18 protein-coding genes are annotated in these 19870 nt (G+C 66.2%); 11 read left to right on the top strand and 7 right to left on the bottom strand.

The genetic code is table 11. The features are described from left to right. The first annotated feature begins 125 nt into the window (after positions 1 to 125). The gene (locus WT26_RS30065; protein ID WP_230461653.1) at positions 126 to 617 is read left to right on the top strand and encodes a GNAT family N-acetyltransferase; all 492 of its coding nucleotides are present in this window, start codon (positions 126 to 128) and stop codon (positions 615 to 617) included. Positions 618 to 648: 31 nt separating this feature from the next. Here WT26_RS30065 and WT26_RS30060 read toward each other — a convergent pair whose 3' ends face one another. Further along, positions 649 to 1527 (bottom strand): LysR substrate-binding domain-containing protein, encoded by an 879-nt coding sequence (locus WT26_RS30060; RefSeq protein ID WP_069271450.1) that lies wholly within the window; start codon positions 1525 to 1527, stop codon positions 649 to 651. Between the two features lie 125 nt (positions 1528 to 1652). On the opposite strand from WT26_RS30060, the gene argH reads away from it, so the two are divergent. From argH to WT26_RS30025, 7 genes are all read left to right on the top strand, one after another. Continuing rightward, positions 1653 to 3086: an argininosuccinate lyase gene (gene argH / locus WT26_RS30055; RefSeq protein WP_069271449.1), complete on the top strand. Its 1434-nt coding sequence runs from the start codon at positions 1653 to 1655 to the stop codon at positions 3084 to 3086. Then, on the top strand, positions 3080 to 3973 hold the full coding sequence (locus WT26_RS30050) for an amino acid ABC transporter permease (RefSeq protein WP_069271448.1): 894 nt from the start codon (positions 3080 to 3082) through the stop codon (positions 3971 to 3973). Before argH ends, WT26_RS30050 begins: the two co-directional genes overlap by 7 nt. Next, positions 3970 to 4773, top strand: coding sequence for an amino acid ABC transporter ATP-binding protein (locus tag WT26_RS30045; RefSeq protein ID WP_069271447.1), 804 nt, complete (start codon positions 3970 to 3972; stop codon positions 4771 to 4773). The genes WT26_RS30050 and WT26_RS30045 overlap by 4 nt, the downstream gene beginning before the upstream one ends. Positions 4774 to 4855: 82 nt before the next feature. Beyond that, a complete protein-coding gene (locus WT26_RS30040) occupies positions 4856 to 5689 on the top strand; it encodes an ABC transporter substrate-binding protein (protein ID WP_080430818.1) in 834 nt (277 codons plus the stop codon). Between the two features lie 7 nt (positions 5690 to 5696). Continuing rightward, a complete protein-coding gene (locus tag WT26_RS30035) occupies positions 5697 to 6569 on the top strand; it encodes a polysaccharide deacetylase family protein (RefSeq protein WP_069271446.1) in 873 nt (290 codons plus the stop codon). Next, positions 6566 to 7474 (top strand): polysaccharide deacetylase family protein, encoded by a 909-nt coding sequence (locus tag WT26_RS30030; protein WP_069271445.1) that lies wholly within the window; start codon positions 6566 to 6568, stop codon positions 7472 to 7474. The genes WT26_RS30035 and WT26_RS30030 overlap by 4 nt, the downstream gene beginning before the upstream one ends. Beyond that, positions 7471 to 8856 (top strand): MmgE/PrpD family protein, encoded by a 1386-nt coding sequence (locus WT26_RS30025; RefSeq protein ID WP_069271893.1) that lies wholly within the window; start codon positions 7471 to 7473, stop codon positions 8854 to 8856. The genes WT26_RS30030 and WT26_RS30025 overlap by 4 nt, the downstream gene beginning before the upstream one ends. A gap of 223 nt (positions 8857 to 9079) precedes the next feature. Here WT26_RS30025 and WT26_RS30020 read toward each other — a convergent pair whose 3' ends face one another. The 5 genes from WT26_RS30020 to WT26_RS30000 form a co-directional block, all read right to left on the bottom strand. Next, positions 9080 to 10111: an ABC transporter ATP-binding protein gene (locus tag WT26_RS30020; RefSeq protein ID WP_069274660.1), complete on the bottom strand. Its 1032-nt coding sequence runs from the start codon at positions 10109 to 10111 to the stop codon at positions 9080 to 9082. A 13-nt stretch (positions 10112 to 10124) separates the two neighbouring features. Further along, complete coding sequence (locus WT26_RS30015; RefSeq protein WP_059527385.1) at positions 10125 to 11015, bottom strand: ABC transporter permease; 891 nt, start codon at positions 11013 to 11015, stop codon at positions 10125 to 10127. A 10-nt stretch (positions 11016 to 11025) separates the two neighbouring features. Beyond that, complete coding sequence (locus WT26_RS30010; RefSeq protein WP_059527382.1) at positions 11026 to 11850, bottom strand: ABC transporter permease; 825 nt, start codon at positions 11848 to 11850, stop codon at positions 11026 to 11028. A gap of 18 nt (positions 11851 to 11868) precedes the next feature. Next, a complete protein-coding gene (locus WT26_RS30005; protein ID WP_069274659.1) occupies positions 11869 to 12873 on the bottom strand; it encodes an ABC transporter substrate-binding protein in 1005 nt (334 codons plus the stop codon). 1137 nt (positions 12874 to 14010) lie between these two features. Then, positions 14011 to 14829: a response regulator transcription factor gene (locus tag WT26_RS30000; RefSeq protein ID WP_069271440.1), complete on the bottom strand. Its 819-nt coding sequence runs from the start codon at positions 14827 to 14829 to the stop codon at positions 14011 to 14013. Between the two features lie 176 nt (positions 14830 to 15005). On the opposite strand from WT26_RS30000, the gene WT26_RS29995 reads away from it, so the two are divergent. Then, positions 15006 to 15851 carry a carbon-nitrogen hydrolase family protein gene (locus tag WT26_RS29995; RefSeq protein WP_069271439.1) on the top strand — a complete coding sequence of 282 codons (846 nt, stop codon included), beginning with the start codon at positions 15006 to 15008 and terminating at the stop codon, positions 15849 to 15851. Positions 15852 to 15981: 130 nt separating this feature from the next. After that, positions 15982 to 17322: an APC family permease gene (locus WT26_RS29990; protein ID WP_069271438.1), complete on the top strand. Its 1341-nt coding sequence runs from the start codon at positions 15982 to 15984 to the stop codon at positions 17320 to 17322. A 376-nt stretch (positions 17323 to 17698) separates the two neighbouring features. Here the strand turns inward: WT26_RS29990 and WT26_RS29985 are convergent, their stop codons facing one another. Beyond that, positions 17699 to 19006, bottom strand: coding sequence for an MFS transporter (locus WT26_RS29985; protein ID WP_069271437.1), 1308 nt, complete (start codon positions 19004 to 19006; stop codon positions 17699 to 17701). A gap of 402 nt (positions 19007 to 19408) precedes the next feature. Here WT26_RS29985 and WT26_RS29980 point away from each other — a divergent pair, with 402 nt between their 5' ends. Next, positions 19409 to 19852, top strand: a complete 444-nt coding sequence (locus WT26_RS29980; protein ID WP_010099627.1) for a MarR family winged helix-turn-helix transcriptional regulator — start codon at positions 19409 to 19411, stop codon at positions 19850 to 19852. Positions 19853 to 19870: the final 18 nt, after the last annotated feature.

The raw sequence follows: 19870 nt of genomic DNA, 5'->3' as shown, positions 1-19870 counted from the left end.
CGTTGGTTCACCGTCATTCGACATCGCGGCCCGGATCGTCGAGACTCCGTTCATGCAAACCGCGCACAGCCGCCGAAGAGAGTCGCCAATGACTGGAATTTCCATCAGGCCCGCCGATATCGACGATGCGCAAGCGATCGCCGATTTTCACGTCAAGGTGGCGGCATACCTATCGCGATCTTGCACCGGTGCGGGTGCATGCCGTCCTCGACGAGCATTATCGTGGCAGGAAATGGCGGGAGAAGCTGGCGTCGAACGAGCGCGACCAGCTGGTGCTCGTCGCTGAAACCGATGGCAGGATCGTCGGCATCGGAGCGGCCGGCGCGCCGTCGGAACCGACTTTCGGTGGCCGTGGCGGGATCAAGTTGCTGTACGTCGATCGCGAATTCAAGCGTCGCGGCATTGGCCGACAGTTGCTGGCACGGCTCGCGACACACCTGGAGGCATCGCGGTATCCGGGCGCCGCGTTGAGCGTGGTCAAGGGAAACGCGGCCGCGATTGCGTTTTACGAGGCGCTGAGCGGCCGGTGCGCCGGCGAGTACGTCGATGCGGGGCCGATTTGGCGCTCGCAGAACATCGTCATGGTGTGGGACGACTTCGCGAGTCTCGTTTCCTGACTTCGAGCCTCGTCACAAACAAGCGCGCGCATTACGCGGGGCGTGCGCGTAGCCATGCCGTGAACGCGGTCACGAGCGGCGTCTCGGTCATCTCGTGACGCGTGACGAGATAGTACGCATGACGTGACGGCACCGTTGCGCTGAATGGCCGCACGAGCGTGCCGTCGATCAGGTCATCGCGCACGGACAGGCTGTCGCCGAGCGCGACGCCTTGCCCGTGCACAGCGGCTTCGACACCGATGTGCGCGTTGCCGATTTCGAGGATGCGGATGCCCGGCAGCTTGTCGGCGTTTGCTTCCGCCAGCCAGCGCATCCACGAGCCCGCATGCTCGCAGAACAGCGTGCGCCCCGCGAGATCCTGCACCTTGCGGATCGCATCGGGCCCGTTCATCAACGCCGGGCTCACGACCGGGAACAGCGCCGGATGCTCGAGCAGCTCGACGTGCCGGTTGCGCCAGGTGCCTTCTCCGTAGCGGATGCAGACGTCGACGTCCGGTGAATAGATCTCGCGCTCGTCGTTCGACGGAATCACCTTCAGGTGGACGCCCGGATAGCGCTCTAGAAAATTGCCGATGTGCCGGGCGAGCCAGCGCGACGTTAGCGACAGCGGCGTTGACACGACGAGATCGCCGACGGCGGACGGCGAATCGAGCCTGACGGTGGCGTTCGCGATCAGGTCGAACGCGGCGCCAACCGGTTCCAGCAGCGCCTCGCCTTCGGGCGTGAGCTTCACGCGGGCCTTTGATCTGACGAATAGCGCGACGCCGAGCGTGCTTTCGAGAATGCGGATCTGGTGGCTGACCGCGCTCGCGGTCACGTGCAGTTCGTCGGCGGCGGCCGACACGCTGCCGCGCCGGGCGGCGGCCTCGAATGCGCGAAGCGGGTTCAGCGGGGGCAGGCGGTTGCGCATCGGCGGGCACGTCGAAGGCGACGGTGCTGAGAAAAACTTCATTTAAGCGGAGCCAATTTCTCGCTACAACAAAAAAATTGAATGCCTACAGTTGGGGGCATCCAACCGAGTCGAGGTCGACCGCAATGAGCCTTACCGAACCGATCGAACGCCTGTGGGGCGGCCGTTTCCAGTCCGAACCGTCCGACGCGTTGCAGAACCTGTCGCGTTCCGATCCGAGTTTCTACCGTCTCGTGCCGTACGATCTGGCCGGCTCGCGTGCGCATGCGCGCGAATTGAACCGCGCCGGCATCGTGAACGACGACGACCTCGCGCAGTTGCTGGCCGCGATGGACCGCATCGCGCGCGACTACGCGGCCGGTGCGATCGCGCCGTCGCTTGCCGACGAGGACGTGCACACCTTCCTCGAGCGCGTGCTCACGCAGCGGCTGCCGGCGCTCGGCGGCAAGCTGCGCGCCGGGCGCTCGCGCAACGACCAGGCGGCGAACGACCTGCGCCTGTACCTGCGCGACAAGGCGCGCCAGCTCGTGCGCGGCGTGCTCGACCTGCAGGATGCGCTGATCGGCCAGGCGAGCCGGCATGTCGACACGGTGACGGCCGGCTTCACCCACCTGCAGCCGGCGCAGCCGATCGTGTTCGGCCATCAATTGCTCGCCCACGCGCAGTCGCTGTATCGCGATGCCGATCGCCTGGTCGACTGGGACCGTCGCACCGCGCGTTCGCCGCTCGGCGCGGCCGCGCTCGCGGGCTCGGCGATCTGCGTGCGGCCCGAGCTGTCGGCGCGGGAGCTGGGCTACGACGCGCCGTGCGAGAACTCGATCGACGCGGTGGCCGCGCGCGATCACGTCGCCGAATTCGCATTCGTCACGAGCATGCTCGCCGTGAACCTGTCTCGCCTGTCGGAAGAAGTGATCCTGTGGACGTCGCGACAATTCCGCTGGGTGGAACTCGACGACGGCTACGCGACCGGCAGCTCGATCATGCCGCAGAAGAAGAACCCGGACATCGCGGAACTCACGCGCGGCAAGGCGGGGCGCCTGATCGGCAACCTGACGGGGCTGCTCGCGACGCTGAAGTCGCTGCCGCTCGCGTACAACCGCGATCTCGCGGAAGACAAGATCGCCGCGTTCGATTCGATCGACACGCTCGAACTCGTGCTGCCCGCGATGGCGGGGATGATCCGCACGATGCGCGTGAACGTCGACGAGATGCGTCGCCAGGCGCCGCTCGGCTTCACGCTCGCCACCGAGGTCGCCGACTGGCTCGCGCTGACGGGCGTGCCGTTCAGCGAGGCACACGAGATCACCGGCACGCTCGTGCGAGCGTGCGAGCGGGACGGCGTCGAGCTGGCCGACGCGAGCGCCGAACAGTTGCAGGCCGTCGACACGCGCCTCGCACCGGCGGTGCGCGCGCATCTGACGCTCGACGCGGCCGTCGCCGCACGCGGCGGGGCGGGCGGCACGTCGCCCGCACGCGTGCGCGAACAGATCGACCGCCTGAGCGAGGCAATCGAGCGCCAGGCCGCGTGGGCGGCCGATTACCGGGGGCCGTCATGCTGAGCGCATCCGATTCCCGCCGCCTCGACGGCGCACCGTCGGCGGCCGATGCGGCCGCGGACGACACGGCCGCCCTCGTGCGTGTGCGCCGGCGCTACTGGGGCCGCTACGTCGCATCGGTCGCGATCGTTGCCGCGCTCGCCTATATCGCCGCCGCGTTCGCGCGCGGACAGATCGAATGGCGTGTCGTCGGCCAGTTCCTGACCGCGCGCTCGATCCTGACGGGGCTCGCCAACACGATCGTGATGACCGTCCTCGCGATGACGGTCGGTGTCGTGCTCGGGGTCGTCACCGCGGTGATGCGGCTGTCGTCGAACCCGGTGCTCGGGGCGATCGCGCAGGGCTACATCTGGCTGTTCCGCGGCACCCCGGTGATTCTGCAGTTGCTGCTGTGGTTCAACCTGGCGCTGGTGTTTCCGACGCTCGGCATCCCGGGCATCGCCGAATACCGGACCGTCGACGTGATGACGCCGTTCCTCGCGGCCGTGCTCGGACTCGGCATCAACCAGGGCGCGTATACGTCGGAAGTCGTGCGGGCCGGGCTGCTGTCGGTCGATACAGGCCAGTACGAGGCCGCGAAATCGATCGGCATGGCGCGCCTGCAGGCGCTGCGCCGCATCATCCTGCCGCAGGCGATGCGCGTGATCGTGCCGCCGATCGGCAACGAACTGATCGGCATGGTCAAGCTGACGTCGCTCGCGAGCGTCGTGCAGTACGCGGAGATGCTGCATAACGCGCAGAACATCTACTACGCGAATGCCCGCGTGATCGAGCTGCTGATCGTCGCCGGCATCTGGTATCTCGCGGTCGTCACCGTGCTGTCGCTTGCACAGGCCGGCGTCGAACGGCGCTTCGCACGCGGCGCCGGGCGCGCGGCGGGCCGCAAATGAACGACACGATCCAACCCCATCGGGAGAACGTCATGACCAACGCGGTCGTTCGCGCGGTAGATGTACGCAAGTCGTACGGCGATTTCCAGGCGCTGCACGGCATCACGCTCGACGTCGAGCAGGGCGAAGTGCTCTGCATCATCGGCCCGTCGGGCTCGGGCAAGAGCACGTTCCTGCGCTGCATCAATCAACTCGAGGCGATCAGCGCGGGCGCGCTGTGGGTCAACGGCGAACTGGCCGGCTACCGGCGCACGGGCAATCGGCTCCACGAGCTGTCCGAGCGCCAGGTCGCGCGCCAGCGGCTGGCGACGAGCATGGTGTTCCAGCGCTTCAACCTGTTCCCGCACAAGACCGCGCTCGAAAACGTGATCGAGGGCCCCGTGCAGGTGCTCAAGCGCCGCCGTGCGCAAGCGGACGAGGAGGCGCGCGCGCTGCTCGCCCGCGTCGGGCTCGCTCACAAATGCGACGCGTTTCCGGTCGAGCTGTCGGGCGGCCAGCAGCAGCGCGTCGCGATCGCGCGGGCGCTCGCGATGCATCCGCAGTTGATCCTGTTCGACGAACCGACGTCGGCGCTCGATCCCGAACTCGTCGGCGAAGTGCTGGCCGTGATGCGCGATCTCGCGAAGAGCGGGATGACGATGATCGTCGTCACGCACGAGCTCGGCTTCGCGCGCGAGGTGGCCGACCGCGTCGTGTTCATGGACGGCGGCCGGATCGTCGAAAGCGGGCCGCCGGACCAGGTGCTGTCCGCACCGGCACATGCGCGCACACGCGACTTCATTTCGGCGGTGATTGCTTGAGCGGGCCGGGCGCCCCGTGCAGAAACGCCCGAACGATTCCTCCGTCAACGATACAAGCCCGCAACGACAAGGCGACACCCCCATGAAAGCATCCCTCCTGACCCGCACGCTGGCCGCCGTCGCATTCGGTGCGCTCGTGTTTCATGCACCGTACGCCGCCGCGCAGGCCGCGAGCGCGAAACGCACGCTGAACGTCGCGATCGTGCCGAACTATCCGCCGTTCGAATACAAGGATCCGGCGACCGACAAGCTCGCGGGCTTCGACGTCGATCTCGGCGAGGCGCTTGCCGCGAAGATGGGCGCGAAACTCAACTGGGTCGAGACGAGCTTCGACCAGATGATGAGCGCGGTCGCGACGCAACGCGTCGACATGATCCTGTCCGGAATGACCGACCTGCCGACGCGCCGCGATGTGGTGACGTTCGTCGACTACATCGAGACGGGCCCGCAGTTTTACGTGCTGAAGGCACGCGCCGGCGAGTTCACGCAGATGAGCGCGCTGTGCGGCAAGCGCGTGGGGTCGAGCCGGCGCACGTCGTTCCCGGACAATACGACCGCGTGGAGCGCGGAGAACTGCGTGAAGGCCGGCAAGCCGGCGATCGTCGTGGTGGGCACCGACGGCTCGTCGGATGCGCGGATGCAGCTGCGCCAGAACCGCATCGACGCGGCCGTGCAGGGCGGCGAGACGCTGCCGTACCAGAACAGCCTCGAGCAGAACGCGTATGCGCCGGTCGGCAAGCCGTTCCTGTCGCAATACACGGGCATCGGCGTCGCGAAGAGCAACACGGCGCTGAGCAGCGCACTGACGGCGGCGCTCGACCAGTTGATCGCGGACGGCTCGTACCGGAAGCTGCTCGCGAAATGGGGGCTGCAGGAACACGCGGTGGCGAAGGCGATGATCAACGGCACCCACTGAGCGCGCGATGACGGACCAGGCTCCCCGCTGGCCGGACGGGAAGCGCGCATGCGTCGCGCTTGCGTTCGATCTCGACGGCCCGACCGGCGACGCGATGCTGAACGGGTCGATCTGGCGCAACCCCGCGTATTTCACGCTCGGCAGCTACGGGCCGTGGCGCGCGCTCGGCCGGCTGCTCGACATGCTCGCGTCCTTCGCGCTGCCCGCGACGTTCTTCGTGCCCGCCTGGGTCGCGCGAACGTGGCCCGCGCAATGCGCGGCGATCGTCGAGCACGGCCACGAGATCGGCTATCACGGCTATCGGCACGAAGCGTTCTGGACGCTTGCGCCCGATCGGCAGCGCGAGATCATGGCGCAATCGGCCGATATCTTCGCGCGCACGCTCGGCGTGCGGCCGGTGGGGTTCCGCACGCCGTCCGGCGACTGGAGCGCGGCGACGGTGGCCGTACTGCGCGAGGCGGGCGTGTGCTATTCGAGCTCGATGCGCGGCGACGACCGACCGTACCTGCTGCACGGCGAGGACGGCGAGCCGCCGCTCGTCGAGATTCCCGGCCGCTGGGAGACCGACGACTACGCGTCGCTCGCGTATTACCGCAACCCTGACTACCCGGCCGGACTCGACCGGATCGCGGGCTACGGCGCGACGCTCGACAACTGGACGCGCGAATTCGACGGCGTAGTCCGTGAAGGGCTGTGCCTGACGACGCTCCTTCATCCAAAGGTGTGCGGCAAACCGGGACGCATCGCGCTGCTGGAGGCCTGGCTCGATCACATGTGCGCGCAGGACGGCGTATGGTTCGCGCGCTGCCGCGATGTAGCCGAGTGGCGGCTCAGACAGGCCGCGCGAGATGCGGTGCCCACCCAACGGAGCGGCACGTGACCCACCTTCCTGTATGGCCGGGCGGCGCGCGATACGCGGTCGCGATCACGGTCGACTTCAACGACATTCATGGCATCCAGACGCGCGAACCGCGTATCGTCGGCCGCGAGAAATCGCTGTCGGTCTGGCGTTACGGCGCGACGCGCGGTGTCGACCGGCTGCTTGCGGCGTTCGACGCGTTCGGCGTGCCGACGAGCTGGTTCGTGCCCGGCGCCGTCGCCGAAACGCATCGGGGCACGGTATGCGAGATTGTCGCTGCCGGCCACGAGCTCGGCGTGAACGGCTATCGCTGCGAGGATTTCGATGCATTGCCGCTTGCCGGCCAGATCGACGCGTGCCGCGCGGGGCGTGCGGCGCTCGCGGACGCGACCGGTCGCGACGCGAACGGCTTTCGCTCGTTCACCGGCAACTGGGCCGACGGCTTTGCCGAATTTCTCGTCGCGGAAGGTTTCACGTGGTCGTCGTCCTGGCGCGGCGACGATTTGCCTTACGTGCATCCGCGTAGCAGCGGCGACGTGAACGGCGCACGGCTCGTCGAACTGCCGCTGCACTACGAACTGGAGGACGAACCGTATTTCGAGTTCAACCTGTCGCCGCCCGTGCCGGCAGGCCAGCCGCGCATCGCCGCGTACCGCGACGTGCTCGACAATTGGCAGCGCGACGTCGACGGGTTCAGGCGTTTCGGGCTGTGCTGCGTGTTGCGCCTGCATCCCGAGATCATCGGCACGGCCGGGCGGATCGATCTGCTGCGCGCGTTGCTCGAGTACGTGCGCGGTACCGGCGATGCGTGGTTCGCGACGGGGCACGACATCGCGCGCTGGTGGCATGCGCACGCACCGGTCAACGCCCCGGGCCATCCGGTCGACGTGTTCGCACGATGCGTGGCGGACGAGGCGGCGCGGTGACGACGGACACGCAAGCGCGCGCGACACGGCTCGCGGCATTCGTCGCACGGACCTCCGCCGCTGCATTGCCGGACGACGTCGTCGCGAAAGCCAAGCGTCATGTCCTCGACACGTTCGGCGCCGCGCTGGCCGGCACGTCGGCCGCCGAGACGCGCAGTGCCCGTGCGCTCACCGGCGTCGTTGGACGAGGCGGTGCATCGCTATGGGGCACGCGACGGCGTGCGAGTGCGCGCGACGCGGCGTTCGTCAACGGCATCGCCGCGCACGCACTCGAGCTCGACGATTCCGGCGGCTGCGATCATTCGGGCGCGGTCGTGCTGCCCGCCGTGCTGGCCGCGCTGTCGTGCGCCGGTGAACCCATCGCGGGCCGAGAATGCGTGATGGCGATCGCGCTCGGATACGACGTCGGTCGGCGCGTGCTCGAGGCGGCGGGCGGGTACTCGGCCCATAACGGCGCGGGCTGGCATTCGACGCTCAGTTGCGGCGTGTTCGGCGCGGCCGCCGCGAGCGCGCGCGTGCTCGGACTCGACGCCGCGCGTACGCGCGACGCGTTGGGCCACGCGGCGAGCTTCGCCGGCGGCCTGTGGAGCTTCATCCACGACGGATCGCAGACCAAGCGGCTGCACGCCGGGCGTGCGGCCGAAGGCGGCGTGCTGGCGGCGTTGCTCGCCCGGGAAGGCGTGAGCGGCCCCGCCCGCGTGTTCGACGACGTGTGGGGCGGCTTCTTCAACACGTTCGCCGCGCGATCGCACGAGCCGGACGCGTTGACCGACGGTCTTGGCACGCAGTGGAAGCTGATGCGCTGCTCGATCAAGCCGCACGCGTCGTGCCGCAGCGCGCATGCGGCGGTCGACGCGGCGCTGCTGCTCGCCGACGGCCGCACGTTCGCGGCGGGCGAGATCGAACGGGTGACGGTGCGTGCAAGCGCGTTCGTTGCGCGGATGTGCGGCGGCCGCGACTTGTCGACGTTGTCGTCCGCGCAGATGAGCCTGCCGTACGCGGTTGCGGCGGCGCTCGTGTTCGGCGACACTGGGATCGACGCTTATCGCGCGGACCGGCGCACCGACCCAACCGTGACTGCGCTGCTCGCGCGCATCACGGTCGATGTCGATCCGGCGCTCGGCGATCTCGACGAGCCGACGGTGATCCTGCAACGCGCGGACGGGACGCGGGAATCGCGGCACGTTCCGATCGCCCTCGGCGATCCGCGCAATCCGCTGCCGGATGCGGCGCTGCTGGCGAAATATCGTGCGCTGGCGGGCATCGTGCTCGTCCCTGCGCAGGTCGATGCGTTGAGCGATACATGCCTGTCGCTTGAGCGAAAGGCGGACGCACGCGTGCTGAACCAACAGCTCGCCGGCGATGCCGAAACTCGCAGATGAATGTCCCGGTGCGGCATGCGTTGCCGTCGCCCGGAAATTGGATATGACGGCCACTGCCCGCGCTGCGGTGCCGGGGCGCTGCCCATGGGGCCACCGGCACGAACCAGCCGCTGATGGCGGCCGCGCGCGCGTCAGTTGCGCTCCTGCTCTTGAATCACCTTATCGACACCGAGAGACGCGTGCGCATGATCGTACGGGCCATACGCCTAGCATTGACATGGCGTCACGCGCCGAGCGCGATCAGGCCTTCCGGTGCGATCGCGAGGCCGACCGCCGTACCGCGTGCGAGCGCGATGCGGCCCGGCACGTCGATCACGAGGGCATCGGGGGCCGCGTGCTCGATCGTGAGCCGCGTGCGCTCGCCGAGGAACGCGCATGCGCCGACCGCGCCGCGCAGCGGCGCATGCGCGGGATCGGCGAGTTGCGCATCCTCGGGGCGGAAGAACCATTCGTCGGCCGCGTGCGGCGTGGCGATCGCGCCGCCCGTGGTCACCAGCGTGCCGTCGCGCCACTGCCCGGCGAGCCGGTTCAGCGTGCCGATGAACTGCGCGACCGTGCGGTTCGCCGGGTGGTAGTAGACGTCGCGCGGCGTGCCGATCTGCTCGATGCGGCCCGCGCCCATCACGACGATCCGGTCGCCGAGCTCCATCGCTTCGGCCTGGTCGTGCGTCACGTAGACCGTCGTCACGCCGAGCTCGCGCAGCAGCGCATTCATCTCGCGACGCAGCACGTCGCGCAGCTTCGCGTCGAGCGCGGTCAGCGGCTCGTCGAGCAGCAGCACGCGCGGCCGCACTGCCAGCGCGCGGGCCAGCGCGACGCGCTGGCGCTGGCCGCCCGACAGCTGGTCGACCGGCTTGTCCGCATGCGCGTCGAGCCGCATCATCGCGAGCAGCTCGTCGACGCGTTCGCGCAGCGCGCGCGGCCCGGTCTTGCGGATCTTCAGCCCGTAGCCGACGTTGCCGCGCACCGTCAGGTTCGGAAACAGCGCGTAGTTCTGGAACACCATGCCGACCTGCCGGCGCTCGATCGGCAGCGCGGTGACGTCGTCATGGCCGAAGGCGATCGTGCCGCCGGCGTCCGGTGTGTCGAGGCCCGCGATCAGGCGCAGCGTCGTCGTCTTGCCGCATCCCGACGGCCCGAGCAGCACGAGCGTTTCGCCCGCGCCGATCGACAGGTCGAGCGGTTCGAGCACGCGCGTGCCGCGGAACGTCTTCGCGCAGCGGGTCAGGGTGATGGGAGTGGAATCGAGTTTCATGTCTGCGGGAAAATCAGCGCGGGCGCTTCTTGAGCGCGCGCGTGCCGGATGGATCGACGCCGAGCCACTGCATCGCGACGAGCAGCGGCAGCGTCATCAGCAGGAACAGGATCGTGTACGCGCTGCCGACTTCGAGGCGCAGCGACGCATAGGTATCGGCGAGGCCGACGGGCAGCGTCTTGGTGTCGGGCGTATGCAGCATCCACGTGAGGTTGAATTCGCCGATCGACAGCGTGAGCACCGCGAGCGCGCCCGCGACGATGCCGGGGCGCAGGTTCGGCAGCACGATCGTGACGAAGCGCGTGACGAACGATGCGCCGAGGCTGGCCGCGCCTTCCTCGAGCGTGCGCAGGTCGGCGCCGGCCGCGACGGCGGCCACCGCGCGCACCATGAACGGCAGCGTGAACACGACATGGCCGGCGACGATGAACCACAGGCTCATCCGGAACGCGGTGAAGCCGCCGTACACGACCAGCAGCGCGAGTGCCGACGCAAGGCCGGGCAGCGCGACCGGCAGCACGAGCGCTTCCTCGATCGCGCGTGCGATGCGGCTCTTGCTGCGCGCGAGCGCGTAGCCGGCCGGCACGCCGGCGACGAGCACGATCGCGAGCGTCGCGAACGCGACTTCGAGCGACAGCGCGACCGAGCCGTGATACTGCTGCCACACCTGTTCGAGCCAGCGCAGCGTGAGGCCGCTCGACAGGCCGCGGAAATAGTTGACGGTCAGGCCCGCGAGCACGGACATCACGACAGGCACGATCAGGAACGCGCACAGCAGCAGCGTGACGCCCCATTGCAGCGCGGCGATCGCGCGCGCGCCGGTGACGCGCGGCGCGCGCCGGGCGACGCCGTGCGCCTGCGCGGGCGCCGGCGACGGCGCGGAAGAGCGGGAAAGCGATGGCATGCGGGAATCCTCAGGCCGCGGCGGCGGCGGTGTGGCCGGTGAAGCGGCGCGCAAGCGCGAGCACGGCCCAGGTGACGATACCGAGCACGATCGACAGGCCGGCCGCCGTCGCGATGTTCGCGTTCAGCGTGAACTCGGTATAGATCGTCATCGGCAGCACGTTCAGGTCGGTGGCGAGCGTGAACGCCGTGCCGAACGCGCCCATCGCGGTCGCGAAGCAGATCGCGCCGGCCGCGATCAGCCCGGGCGCGAGCGCGGGCAGCACGATGTCGGCGAAGATGCGCCACGGCGACGCGCCGAGCGAGCGCGCGGCTTCCTCGAGCGACGCGTCGAGCTTGGACGCGGCCGCGATCACGGTGACGATCACGCGCGGAATCGAGAAGTACAGGTAGCCGACGAACAGGCCGGCGACCGAGTACGCGAACACCCACTTGTCGCCGGTGAGCTTCGCGGACAGCATGCCGATCAGCCCCTGCCGGCCGGCGAGCATGATCACCATGAAGCCGACCACGACGCCCGGAAACGCGAGCGGAAACGTGAGCAGCGCGAGCAGCACGCGCTTGCCGGCGAATTCGCGGCGCGCGAGCAGGAGGCCCGAGATCGTCGACAGCGCGAGCGTCGCGAGCGTGACGCCCGCGGACAGCGCGACCGTCTCGCCGAGGCTCTTCATGTAACGCGCATTGCCGAGCAGCGCCGCGTAGTGCGACAGGAACGCGCCGTCGGCGGACACCTGGACGAGCGCCGCCATCGGCAGCAGCCAGAACGCGGCGAACACCGCCAGCGCCGGCGCGACGAGCGCGACGCGCCAGCGCAGCGGGAAAGTCAGGTCGAGCATCGGTTGCGTCCTGCCGCTTTACTGCATCACCTGCAGGTACTGCTGGCCGAATGCCTGCTGGCCGGCCGCCATCTTGCCGAAGTCGACCGGTTTCGCGCGGGCGTATTCGCTCGCCGGCAGGAACTTCGACGCGATGTCGGCGCCGAGCGCCTGTGCGCGCACCGGACGCAGGTACGCGTTGGCCCACAGCTTCTGGCCTTCGTCGGACAGCACGAAATCGAGCACCTTCCTGCCGTTCGCGTCGTGCGGTGCGCCCTTCACGAGACTCATCACGTACGGCACCGCAATCGTGCCTTCCTTCGGAATCACGAACTCGACGTTCGCGCTGTCCTTGTACTTCGCGCGATACGCATCGAAGTCGTAGTCGAGCAGGATCGGGATCTCGCCCGACAGCACGCGCGCGTACGCGGTCTGCTTCGGTACGATCGGCGCGTTCGCCTTCAGCTTCCTGAACCAGTCGAGCGCCGGCTTGAAGTTGTCGAGGCTGCCGCCGAGCGCCTGGTTCACGGCCACCGCGCCCGCATAGCCGACGAACGCGCTCGACGGGTCGAGATAGCCGACCATGCCCTTGTATTCCGGCTTCAGCAGGTCGGCCCACGAGCGCGGCACCGGCTTGCCGTCGAGCGCGTCCTTGTTCACGAAGAAGCCGAGCGTGCCCGAGTGGATCGCGAACCAGTAGCCTTGCGGGTCCTTCAGGTTCGCGGGAATGTCGTTCCAGTGCGCGGGCTTGTACGGCGCGATCACGCCCTTGTCCTTCGCCTGGAACGCCGACGACACGCCGAGGTAGACGACGTCGGCGACCGGGCTCTTCTGCTCGGCGATCAGCTGCGCGATCGACTGGCCCGAGTTCTTGTTGTCGAACGGCACGCGGATGCCGGTCTTCTGCTTGATCGCCGCGATCTGCGCGGCCCAGTCGGCCCATTCGGGCGGGCAGTTGTAGCAGACCGCCATTTCTTCCCCGCGCGCGGTTGAGGCACCTACGAGGAGCGCGGCGCAGGCGAGCCGCACCAGCGGTTTGATCATTGCGCGAAGCAAGGGTGGTAGTGGAACCGTCACGGTGTGGCCTCCGGCTGAGCGGGTCGGATGTGGCTGCGCATGCTCCGTGGGGCGTTCAAGTTTCGTGCATGCGACGCTCGGGTTGACGTTCGTCAGAAACAGTGCGCGACTCCCAAACCAAAGGCGACTTGGCTGCATTTTGATACGGTGTGCTTCCACAACGCCACCGAGCGACGGTGTCATGATGATCCCCTTGTTGTCGCCGACAACGTATCGCTGTTGGCGCGCTGATACGACTCAAATGAAGCTTGCCATTGCGATGACGAGCACCAGTGTGCGTTGGCGGCATGGCACTGCCATGAAAAGAACGGACTTAGTGCGCATCGTTCTTTGCGAATTCGGAACATCAAGCAATGAAGCAACCGTATCCGAATGATCTCTCCGTAGTGGCAAGACCTCAGGCCAGGAACGAAGCGGCCGGGACACGGACGACCGAAAGCGCCATGGATTTCATCTAGGTCTTCGGGCAGGTAGAAATCTCGCGTTTGCTGTTTCACTACGAATTACACCCGAGTCGGTGATGAAGTACTGACTAAGCGGATGGTGGTCATCGCTGCATACAAGCGCCGCTATGGCTTCATGTGCCGTTGTAATGGAAAGAGCCTGGCTGGCCGGACAGGCGCGTCTGGCGGCTGTACAACAAGGCGGGATTGAGCGTGCGCAAGCGGCGACACCGGTGTTGTGGCCGTCGAACGTCGCTTCCAATGAACACTTACCTGAGTTGGTCGATGGGCTTCTTCCCCGACGGGATGGCCTATGGAACGTTGTCGACGATTACACGTGCGAGCATCTAGCCATTGAGATTGACGCCTCTTTGCCAGGCTTGATAGTAAAGTAAGCGCTTTGACGACTGAAGCAAATGCGAGGCTTACGCATGTCGATCATGATGGACAACAGTCCGGCGTTTGCAGGTAACGTGCTAGGTACATGGGCCTACGAAGAAGGTGTCTTGCTATCGTTCATTCGACCGTGCCAGCCGTAGGGAGAACGCGTACATCAAGTGGCTTCAACCGGCACTTCCTGGATACTTGTCGTTCTGCGGTAACGATCAAAGTACGACGGGGGGCGCTTGCGGGTGTCCGAGCAGCGACGCCCCAACTCACATCACGCAGATTTGCCTGCTCTCGCCGGATCGTAGAACAACGCAAAGAGTTCGGACTGCGACCCGACACCGAGCTTTGCATAGATATGCTTCTTGTGCGCGCGTACGGTCTCGAACGAGATCGATAGCTTCTCCCCGACCGCCCGCGTGGAGAAGCCACTCAGCGACAGCATCGCCACTTCGATTTCACGCGTCGTCAATGCTCCGCGCCCGTTCTTTCCGGTCAGCATGCCGAAGCGCGTGTGCGGATCGGGCGCTTCGTTTGCCGCGGCGCGTGGCGCTTCCTTCGCGACGAACGTCTCGAAGTGCAGGCGCTGCTGCATCAGCGATAACACCCAGGGTGTATACAGCGTGAGCAATGCCATTTCGCGCTCGTCGTACTTGCTTGTCTTGCCGAGCGAGAAGCCCAGCGTGTGGTCGCAATCGATCACGACGTTGAAATGCACTTCGTCGCCGACGATGTTCTTCTGGAAGTACCGCTGGTAGTACTCGGTCATCCGGAAGTTATCCGGTGCGACGTCGGCAAGTGTATAGAAACCAGACGCCTGTGTTTCGAATGCGGCGAGATAGAACGGATCGAACTGATAGAGCGCGGCCAGGTAGTCCTGGAACATGAAGTCGATCTTACCGTCGGGCATCGCCTGTTCGGCGAGCATGAGTGGGGCGTCGTCGCGCGCGAAGCGTAGCGCAACCCAGTTGTCGAAAGCGACGTGCTGTTCGAGCACGCGCGTGAGGCGCGCCCAGAAATGCGGGCCATCGAGGGCGTCGATGGCCGAGCCAATCTCCCGATGAAAAGCGAGATCTCGCCATTCGAAGTCCATCGTGTGCTCCGGTGAGGGTAACCCTGGCGGGGAATTTCACGTCAAAAATAATAACCCGATAATCGGCCTCACTTCGACAGGCAGCGCGCCATGCACCGCTTTGCTCGTCGAGTGTTATATGTCGCACGTAGCACAAATGACATCAAAATGAAAGGCGATTGGAAGGAGGTAGCTTCATGCAGGTAGAACTCGCGCAACTGACGCTCGTCGACGGCGACGTCGCGCACAACACGCACAAGGTGATCGACACGATTGAGCGCGTCGACGCGACTGGCGGCACGAAACTGATCGTGTTCCCCGAAACGACGCTGTCGGGTTTCCCGACGCGGGACAACATCTCGGACGTCGCCGAGACGCTCGACGGTCCCACGCTGCTGGCGGTACGCGATGCGGCACGCCGAAAGGGTGTCGCTGTCGCGGTTGGCCTCGCGGAGCGCGACGCAGGACGGTTCTACAACACGACCGTACTCGTCGACGAGCAGGGCGACATCGTCCTGCGCTATCGCAAGACGCATCTGTGGGCGTCGGATGTCGGTGTGTTCACGCCTGGCGACCGCTTCGCGACCTGCGTCTGGAACGGTCTGACCGTCGGCCTGCTGATCTGCTACGACATCGAATTTCCTGAGACGGCGCGCGCGGTCGGTGCGCTCGACGCCGATCTGCTGATCGTCACCAACGGTAACATGGATCCGTTCGGGCCCGTACATCGCCGGGCGATCGCGGCACGTGCGATGGAGAATCAAATGTTCGCGGCGATGGTGAACCGCTGCGGCTCCGGTGACGGCAACCTGACATTCGCCGGCCTTTCCGCGCTCGTCGATCCGTTTGGTGACACGGTGATCGAACTGGGCCAGGACGAGGCGGTCGCGCAGGCGAGCCTTGATCTGACGCGCCTCGAAGCGAGTCGCGAGCATTACAGCTATCTCCACGACGCACGCGTGGCGCTCGATCTCACGCCTGTCGAACAGCCTGGCGGGCGTCGCGTACTTACGATCGACGCGCGCCGTCACCGCGCTGAGTAGTTCGAATAGGCAGTCCATCCAACGCATGGAGAAGGCGCGATGGCCTGCACATGCTGGTTGGTTCCATTGAAATGCCGGCCACACGGCACACAGGAATTCGTATCGCCCCCAAGGCTCAGGAGAAAAAAACATGCAAGCGTCGTCAACCCATGAACCCGCACGCCTGAAGCGCACCCTCGGCCTGCCGTCCGTGCTGTTGTTCGGCCTCGCCTATATGGCGCCGCTGATCGTCTATGGTACTTACGGCGTGCTCGCCAAGGCAAGCGACGATACGGCCGCGCTTGCCTATTTGCTCGCGCTGGTAGCCATCGCGTTCACCGCGCTCAGCTACGGCAAGCTCGCGCGGCTCTATCCGGCCGCGGGCTCCGCCTACACGTACACGCGCAAGACGTTCAACCCGTACCTCGGCTTCATGATTGGCTGGGCGACGTTGCTCGACTATTTCTTCCTGCCGATGGTGATCTGGCTGATCGGCGCGGCGTACCTGAACGCGGCATTTTCGCACGTGCCGACCTGGATCTGGATCGTCGCGTTCATAGTGCTGACGAGCGGGTTGAACATCGTCGGCATCGAACTGGCCGCGCGCTTCAATATCGTGCTGATGGTCGTGCAACTGGCAATCGTCGCGATGTTCGTCGTGCTGTGCTGGCACTATGCGTCGGCCGCGGCGGGCCCGGGCGGCATCGCGATGGCGGAGCCGTTCTTCAAGCCGCACGTGCCGTTCGGCGCGACGATGGCAGGCGCCGCGATCGCCGCGTATTCGTATCTCGGTTTTGACGCCGTCTCGACGCTGACCGAGGAAACGATCGATCCGAAAAAGAACATGCCGCGTGCGATCCTGCTGATTGCGCTGATCGGCGGCGCGATTTTCGTGATCGCGGCATATACGATGCAGCTCGCGCATCCGGGCGTCGAATTCAAGGATACGGATTCGGCCGCTTTCGAAGTGGCGAAGATGATCGGTGGCGATCTATTCGTCACTGTGTTCCTCGCAGGACTGATCCTCGCCCAGTTCGCGTCTGGCATCTCCGCGCAAGCGAGCGTCGGCCGGCTGCTCTATGCGATGGGCCGCGACGAGATCCTTCCGAAGCGTATCTTCGGTTTCATTCATCCGCACTTTAAGACGCCCGCGATCAACATCGCACTGGCCGGCAGTGTCGGATTGATCGCGCTGAAGCTGGATGTCGCCACCTCCACGTCGTTCATCAACTTCGGCGCGTTTCTCGCCTTTACCGCCGTCAATCTATGCGTGATCCGTCTGTACCTCACGGGCCGTCATGGCGAGCGCCGGATCGGCGTGTTCGGCGGAGTCGTTTTTCCTGCAATCGGCGCGGTATCCGATATCTGGCTGCTAGTCAGCCTCGAGAAGGCCGCGCTCGTACTCGGCGTCGGGTGGTTCATGCTTGGGCTCGTGTATCTGTGCTGGATTACGCGGCTGTTTCGCCAGGCACCGCCTGAAGTGGCGATTTGATTGAGCCGCCCCAGGGTCTAAACTGGCACGTGGTAATGCAACGCCGCGCGTTCGTGGCTTTCATCTGCTAAGTGGGTAACGCAAGCGTGCTCTAGTCGGATACCCCAAGGCAGCCCTGTGGCGGCTTGCTGCGAGACCCCAAACGTAACGGTGGCCGGGGGCAAAGTTGGAAGCGGCATGTCGTCGGGCATCTAGTCGGCGTCCGTCGGCGATCAAGATCGTGTGGCGGATATTTGATTACCCCTGACATAAATGGGTAGGATCGTGGGTAGCGAGCCATCTGCGACTGCGGGAGTCGTACCTGGCGGGTCTGCGCGACCGATGGTTGTAGTTTGCTGCCTTCCGCCACGAGGCTTTTAGCCAACGTCATCGTCGATCAGCGGTTGACCAGCCTGGCCGGATACGCGAGCGCCAGCGCGCACCCGACCAGCATGCACGCGGCGAAGCCATACAGCCCCGCGCTTTGCGAATGGAACGTGTCGCGCAGCCAGCCGATGAAATACGTGCTGCCGAACCCGCCGAGGTTGGCGATCGAGCACGCGAACGCGATCCCGCCCGCCGCGGCGGACCCTTTCAGGAAGGTCGACGGCAGCGCCCAGACGACCGGCATCGCGGCAGCCGCGCCGGCGTTGATCAGCGAGAACAGCAGCACCGTCGCGAGCGTGCCGTGCGAGCCGGTTGCCGCGGCGGCCAGCGCCGCGCCCGAGACGAGAAACGGCACGACGATGTGCCAGCGCCGCTCGCGCGCACGGTCGGAGCTCGCGCCGCAGTACAACGTGCCGATCACGGCGGCGGCGTTCGGGATCACCATCAGCCAGCCGATCTGGTACGCGTCCTTCACGCCCGTGTCGCGCAGGATGCTCGGCAGCCAGAAGCTGACCGCATACAAGCCGAGCAGCACGCACAGGTCGATGAGGCCGAGCGCCCAGACCTTCGGGTCGGTGAACGCCTTGCCGAGCGCGTGGTTCTTGTTGCCGGACGGTTCGCTGTCGAGATTCGCGCGCAGCACCTTCTTCTCGTCCGCGTCCAGCCACGACGCCGACTCGATGCTGTTCGGCAGCCAGCGCAGCACCGCGAAGCCGAGCAGGATCGACGGCAGCGCTTCGAGCAGGAACAGCCACTGCCAGCCGCCGAGCCCGTGCACACCGTCGAAAAAGCGCATGATCCAGCCGGAGATCGGGCTGCCGATCATGCTCGACAGCGGCAGGCCGACCATGAAGAACGCGACGATCCGCGCACGGCGCGCGTCCGGAAACCATTGCGTGAGATACAGCAGCACGCCGGGCAGGAAGCCCGCCTCGGCGACGCCGAGCAGGAACCGCACGACGTAGAACTGCATCGGCGTGTGCACGAACATCGTCGCGCCGGACAGCAGCCCCCACGTGATCATGATGCGGGCGATCCAGAACTTCGCGCCGACGCGCTGCAGGATCAGGTTGCTCGGGACTTCGAACAGAATGTAGCCGGCGAAGAACAGGCCGGCGCCAAGGCCGTACACGGCGTCGCTGAACTTCAGCGCATCGAGCATCTGCAGTTTCGCGAGGCCGATGTTGATGCGGTCGAGATAGGCCGCGAAGTAGCACAGACAGAAGATCGTGATCAGCCGGATCGCGACCTTGCGGTACAGGTCGCCGTGCTGCGCGTCACGCGCGGGGACGGCGGCGCTGGAATGTACGGTAGACATGGGATTACCCCTGTTCTGATGTGGCGGTTGGGAAGAATGCCGGTCGACACGGGCGCGTGCTGAACGCGCGCTGGAGTCTGTATAGCACGCCAATTAAGTAGCGTACACACTATAAAATGCGATTCGATCGAAACGCTTTGGAGCAGGCTTGCCGGGTCGGGTTGACGAGCCTGATTCCATATGAATAAAGGTGTTTTTATCGGAATCCGGGACCGCGCGACGGTGCGGGGCGAGACGGGGTGATACGCACGTGAATGGTGCGTGTGCACTTCAAAACCCGGGTGCCGCCGAAGCGGCCATGAGCTTCCGCAAGACCGGGCGGGGTACGCGGGCGATGCATTCAAGTTCAGGGTGTACACTCGTTACCTTTCTGTTTCAGGCCGCGCCGGCCCCCTTACTTTCATGGCGTCTTCCAAGGATTCCTACGACTTTCACGACCAGATCGGGCATTTGCTGCGCCGCGCGTATCAGCGGCACGTCGCCATCTTTCAGGAGGCGATTCCCGATTCCGATCTCACCGCCGCGCAGTTCGTCGCGCTGTGCGCGGTCAAGCAGCAGCAGGCGTGCTCGCTCAACGACATCGTCAAGGCGACCGCGATCGATCAGGCGACGATCCGGGGCGTCGTCGACCGGCTCAAGACGCGCGCGCTGATCGAGGTGCTGCACGATCCGAACGACGGCCGAAAGCTGCTGGTGCGCGCGACGGCGGCCGGCCTCGCGCTGATCGACCGGACGGTTCCGTTCGCGAAGCAGGTGACGGAGCGCACCTATGGCGCGCTGAACCCGGGCGAGCGTGTGGCGCTGCAATTCCTGCTGCGCAAGATGATGGAATCCGAAGAGGAATGAGCGTTCGCCCCCCGCGCG

This window comes from Burkholderia cepacia (assembly GCF_001718835.1).
Lineage (GTDB): Bacteria > Pseudomonadota > Gammaproteobacteria > Burkholderiales > Burkholderiaceae > Burkholderia > Burkholderia cepacia_F.
The sequence above is the reverse complement of the archived record's forward strand: the minus strand, read 5'-3'. Positions and strand labels throughout refer to the sequence as shown.

Coding starts and splice junctions, on each gene's coding strand:
- WT26_RS30015 (WP_059527385.1), bottom strand. CDS start 11,015: ATGCCATCGCTTTCCCGCTCTTCCGCGCCGTCGCCGGCGCCCGCGCAG.
- WT26_RS30020 (WP_069274660.1), bottom strand. CDS start 10,111: ATGAAACTCGATTCCACTCCCATCACCCTGACCCGCTGCGCGAAGACG.
- WT26_RS29985 (WP_069271437.1), bottom strand. CDS start 19,006: ATGTCTACCGTACATTCCAGCGCCGCCGTCCCCGCGCGTGACGCGCAG.
- WT26_RS30035 (WP_069271446.1), top strand. CDS start 5,697: ATGACGGACCAGGCTCCCCGCTGGCCGGACGGGAAGCGCGCATGCGTC.
- WT26_RS30000 (WP_069271440.1), bottom strand. CDS start 14,829: ATGGACTTCGAATGGCGAGATCTCGCTTTTCATCGGGAGATTGGCTCG.
- WT26_RS30065 (WP_230461653.1), top strand. CDS start 126: ATGCGCAAGCGATCGCCGATTTTCACGTCAAGGTGGCGGCATACCTAT.
- argH (WP_069271449.1), top strand. CDS start 1,653: ATGAGCCTTACCGAACCGATCGAACGCCTGTGGGGCGGCCGTTTCCAG.
- WT26_RS30040 (WP_080430818.1), top strand. CDS start 4,856: ATGAAAGCATCCCTCCTGACCCGCACGCTGGCCGCCGTCGCATTCGGT.
- WT26_RS30050 (WP_069271448.1), top strand. CDS start 3,080: ATGCTGAGCGCATCCGATTCCCGCCGCCTCGACGGCGCACCGTCGGCG.
- WT26_RS30045 (WP_069271447.1), top strand. CDS start 3,970: ATGAACGACACGATCCAACCCCATCGGGAGAACGTCATGACCAACGCG.
- WT26_RS29980 (WP_010099627.1), top strand. CDS start 19,409: ATGGCGTCTTCCAAGGATTCCTACGACTTTCACGACCAGATCGGGCAT.
- WT26_RS29995 (WP_069271439.1), top strand. CDS start 15,006: ATGCAGGTAGAACTCGCGCAACTGACGCTCGTCGACGGCGACGTCGCG.
- WT26_RS29990 (WP_069271438.1), top strand. CDS start 15,982: ATGCAAGCGTCGTCAACCCATGAACCCGCACGCCTGAAGCGCACCCTC.
- WT26_RS30010 (WP_059527382.1), bottom strand. CDS start 11,850: ATGCTCGACCTGACTTTCCCGCTGCGCTGGCGCGTCGCGCTCGTCGCG.
- WT26_RS30005 (WP_069274659.1), bottom strand. CDS start 12,873: ATGATCAAACCGCTGGTGCGGCTCGCCTGCGCCGCGCTCCTCGTAGGT.
- WT26_RS30060 (WP_069271450.1), bottom strand. CDS start 1,527: ATGCGCAACCGCCTGCCCCCGCTGAACCCGCTTCGCGCATTCGAGGCC.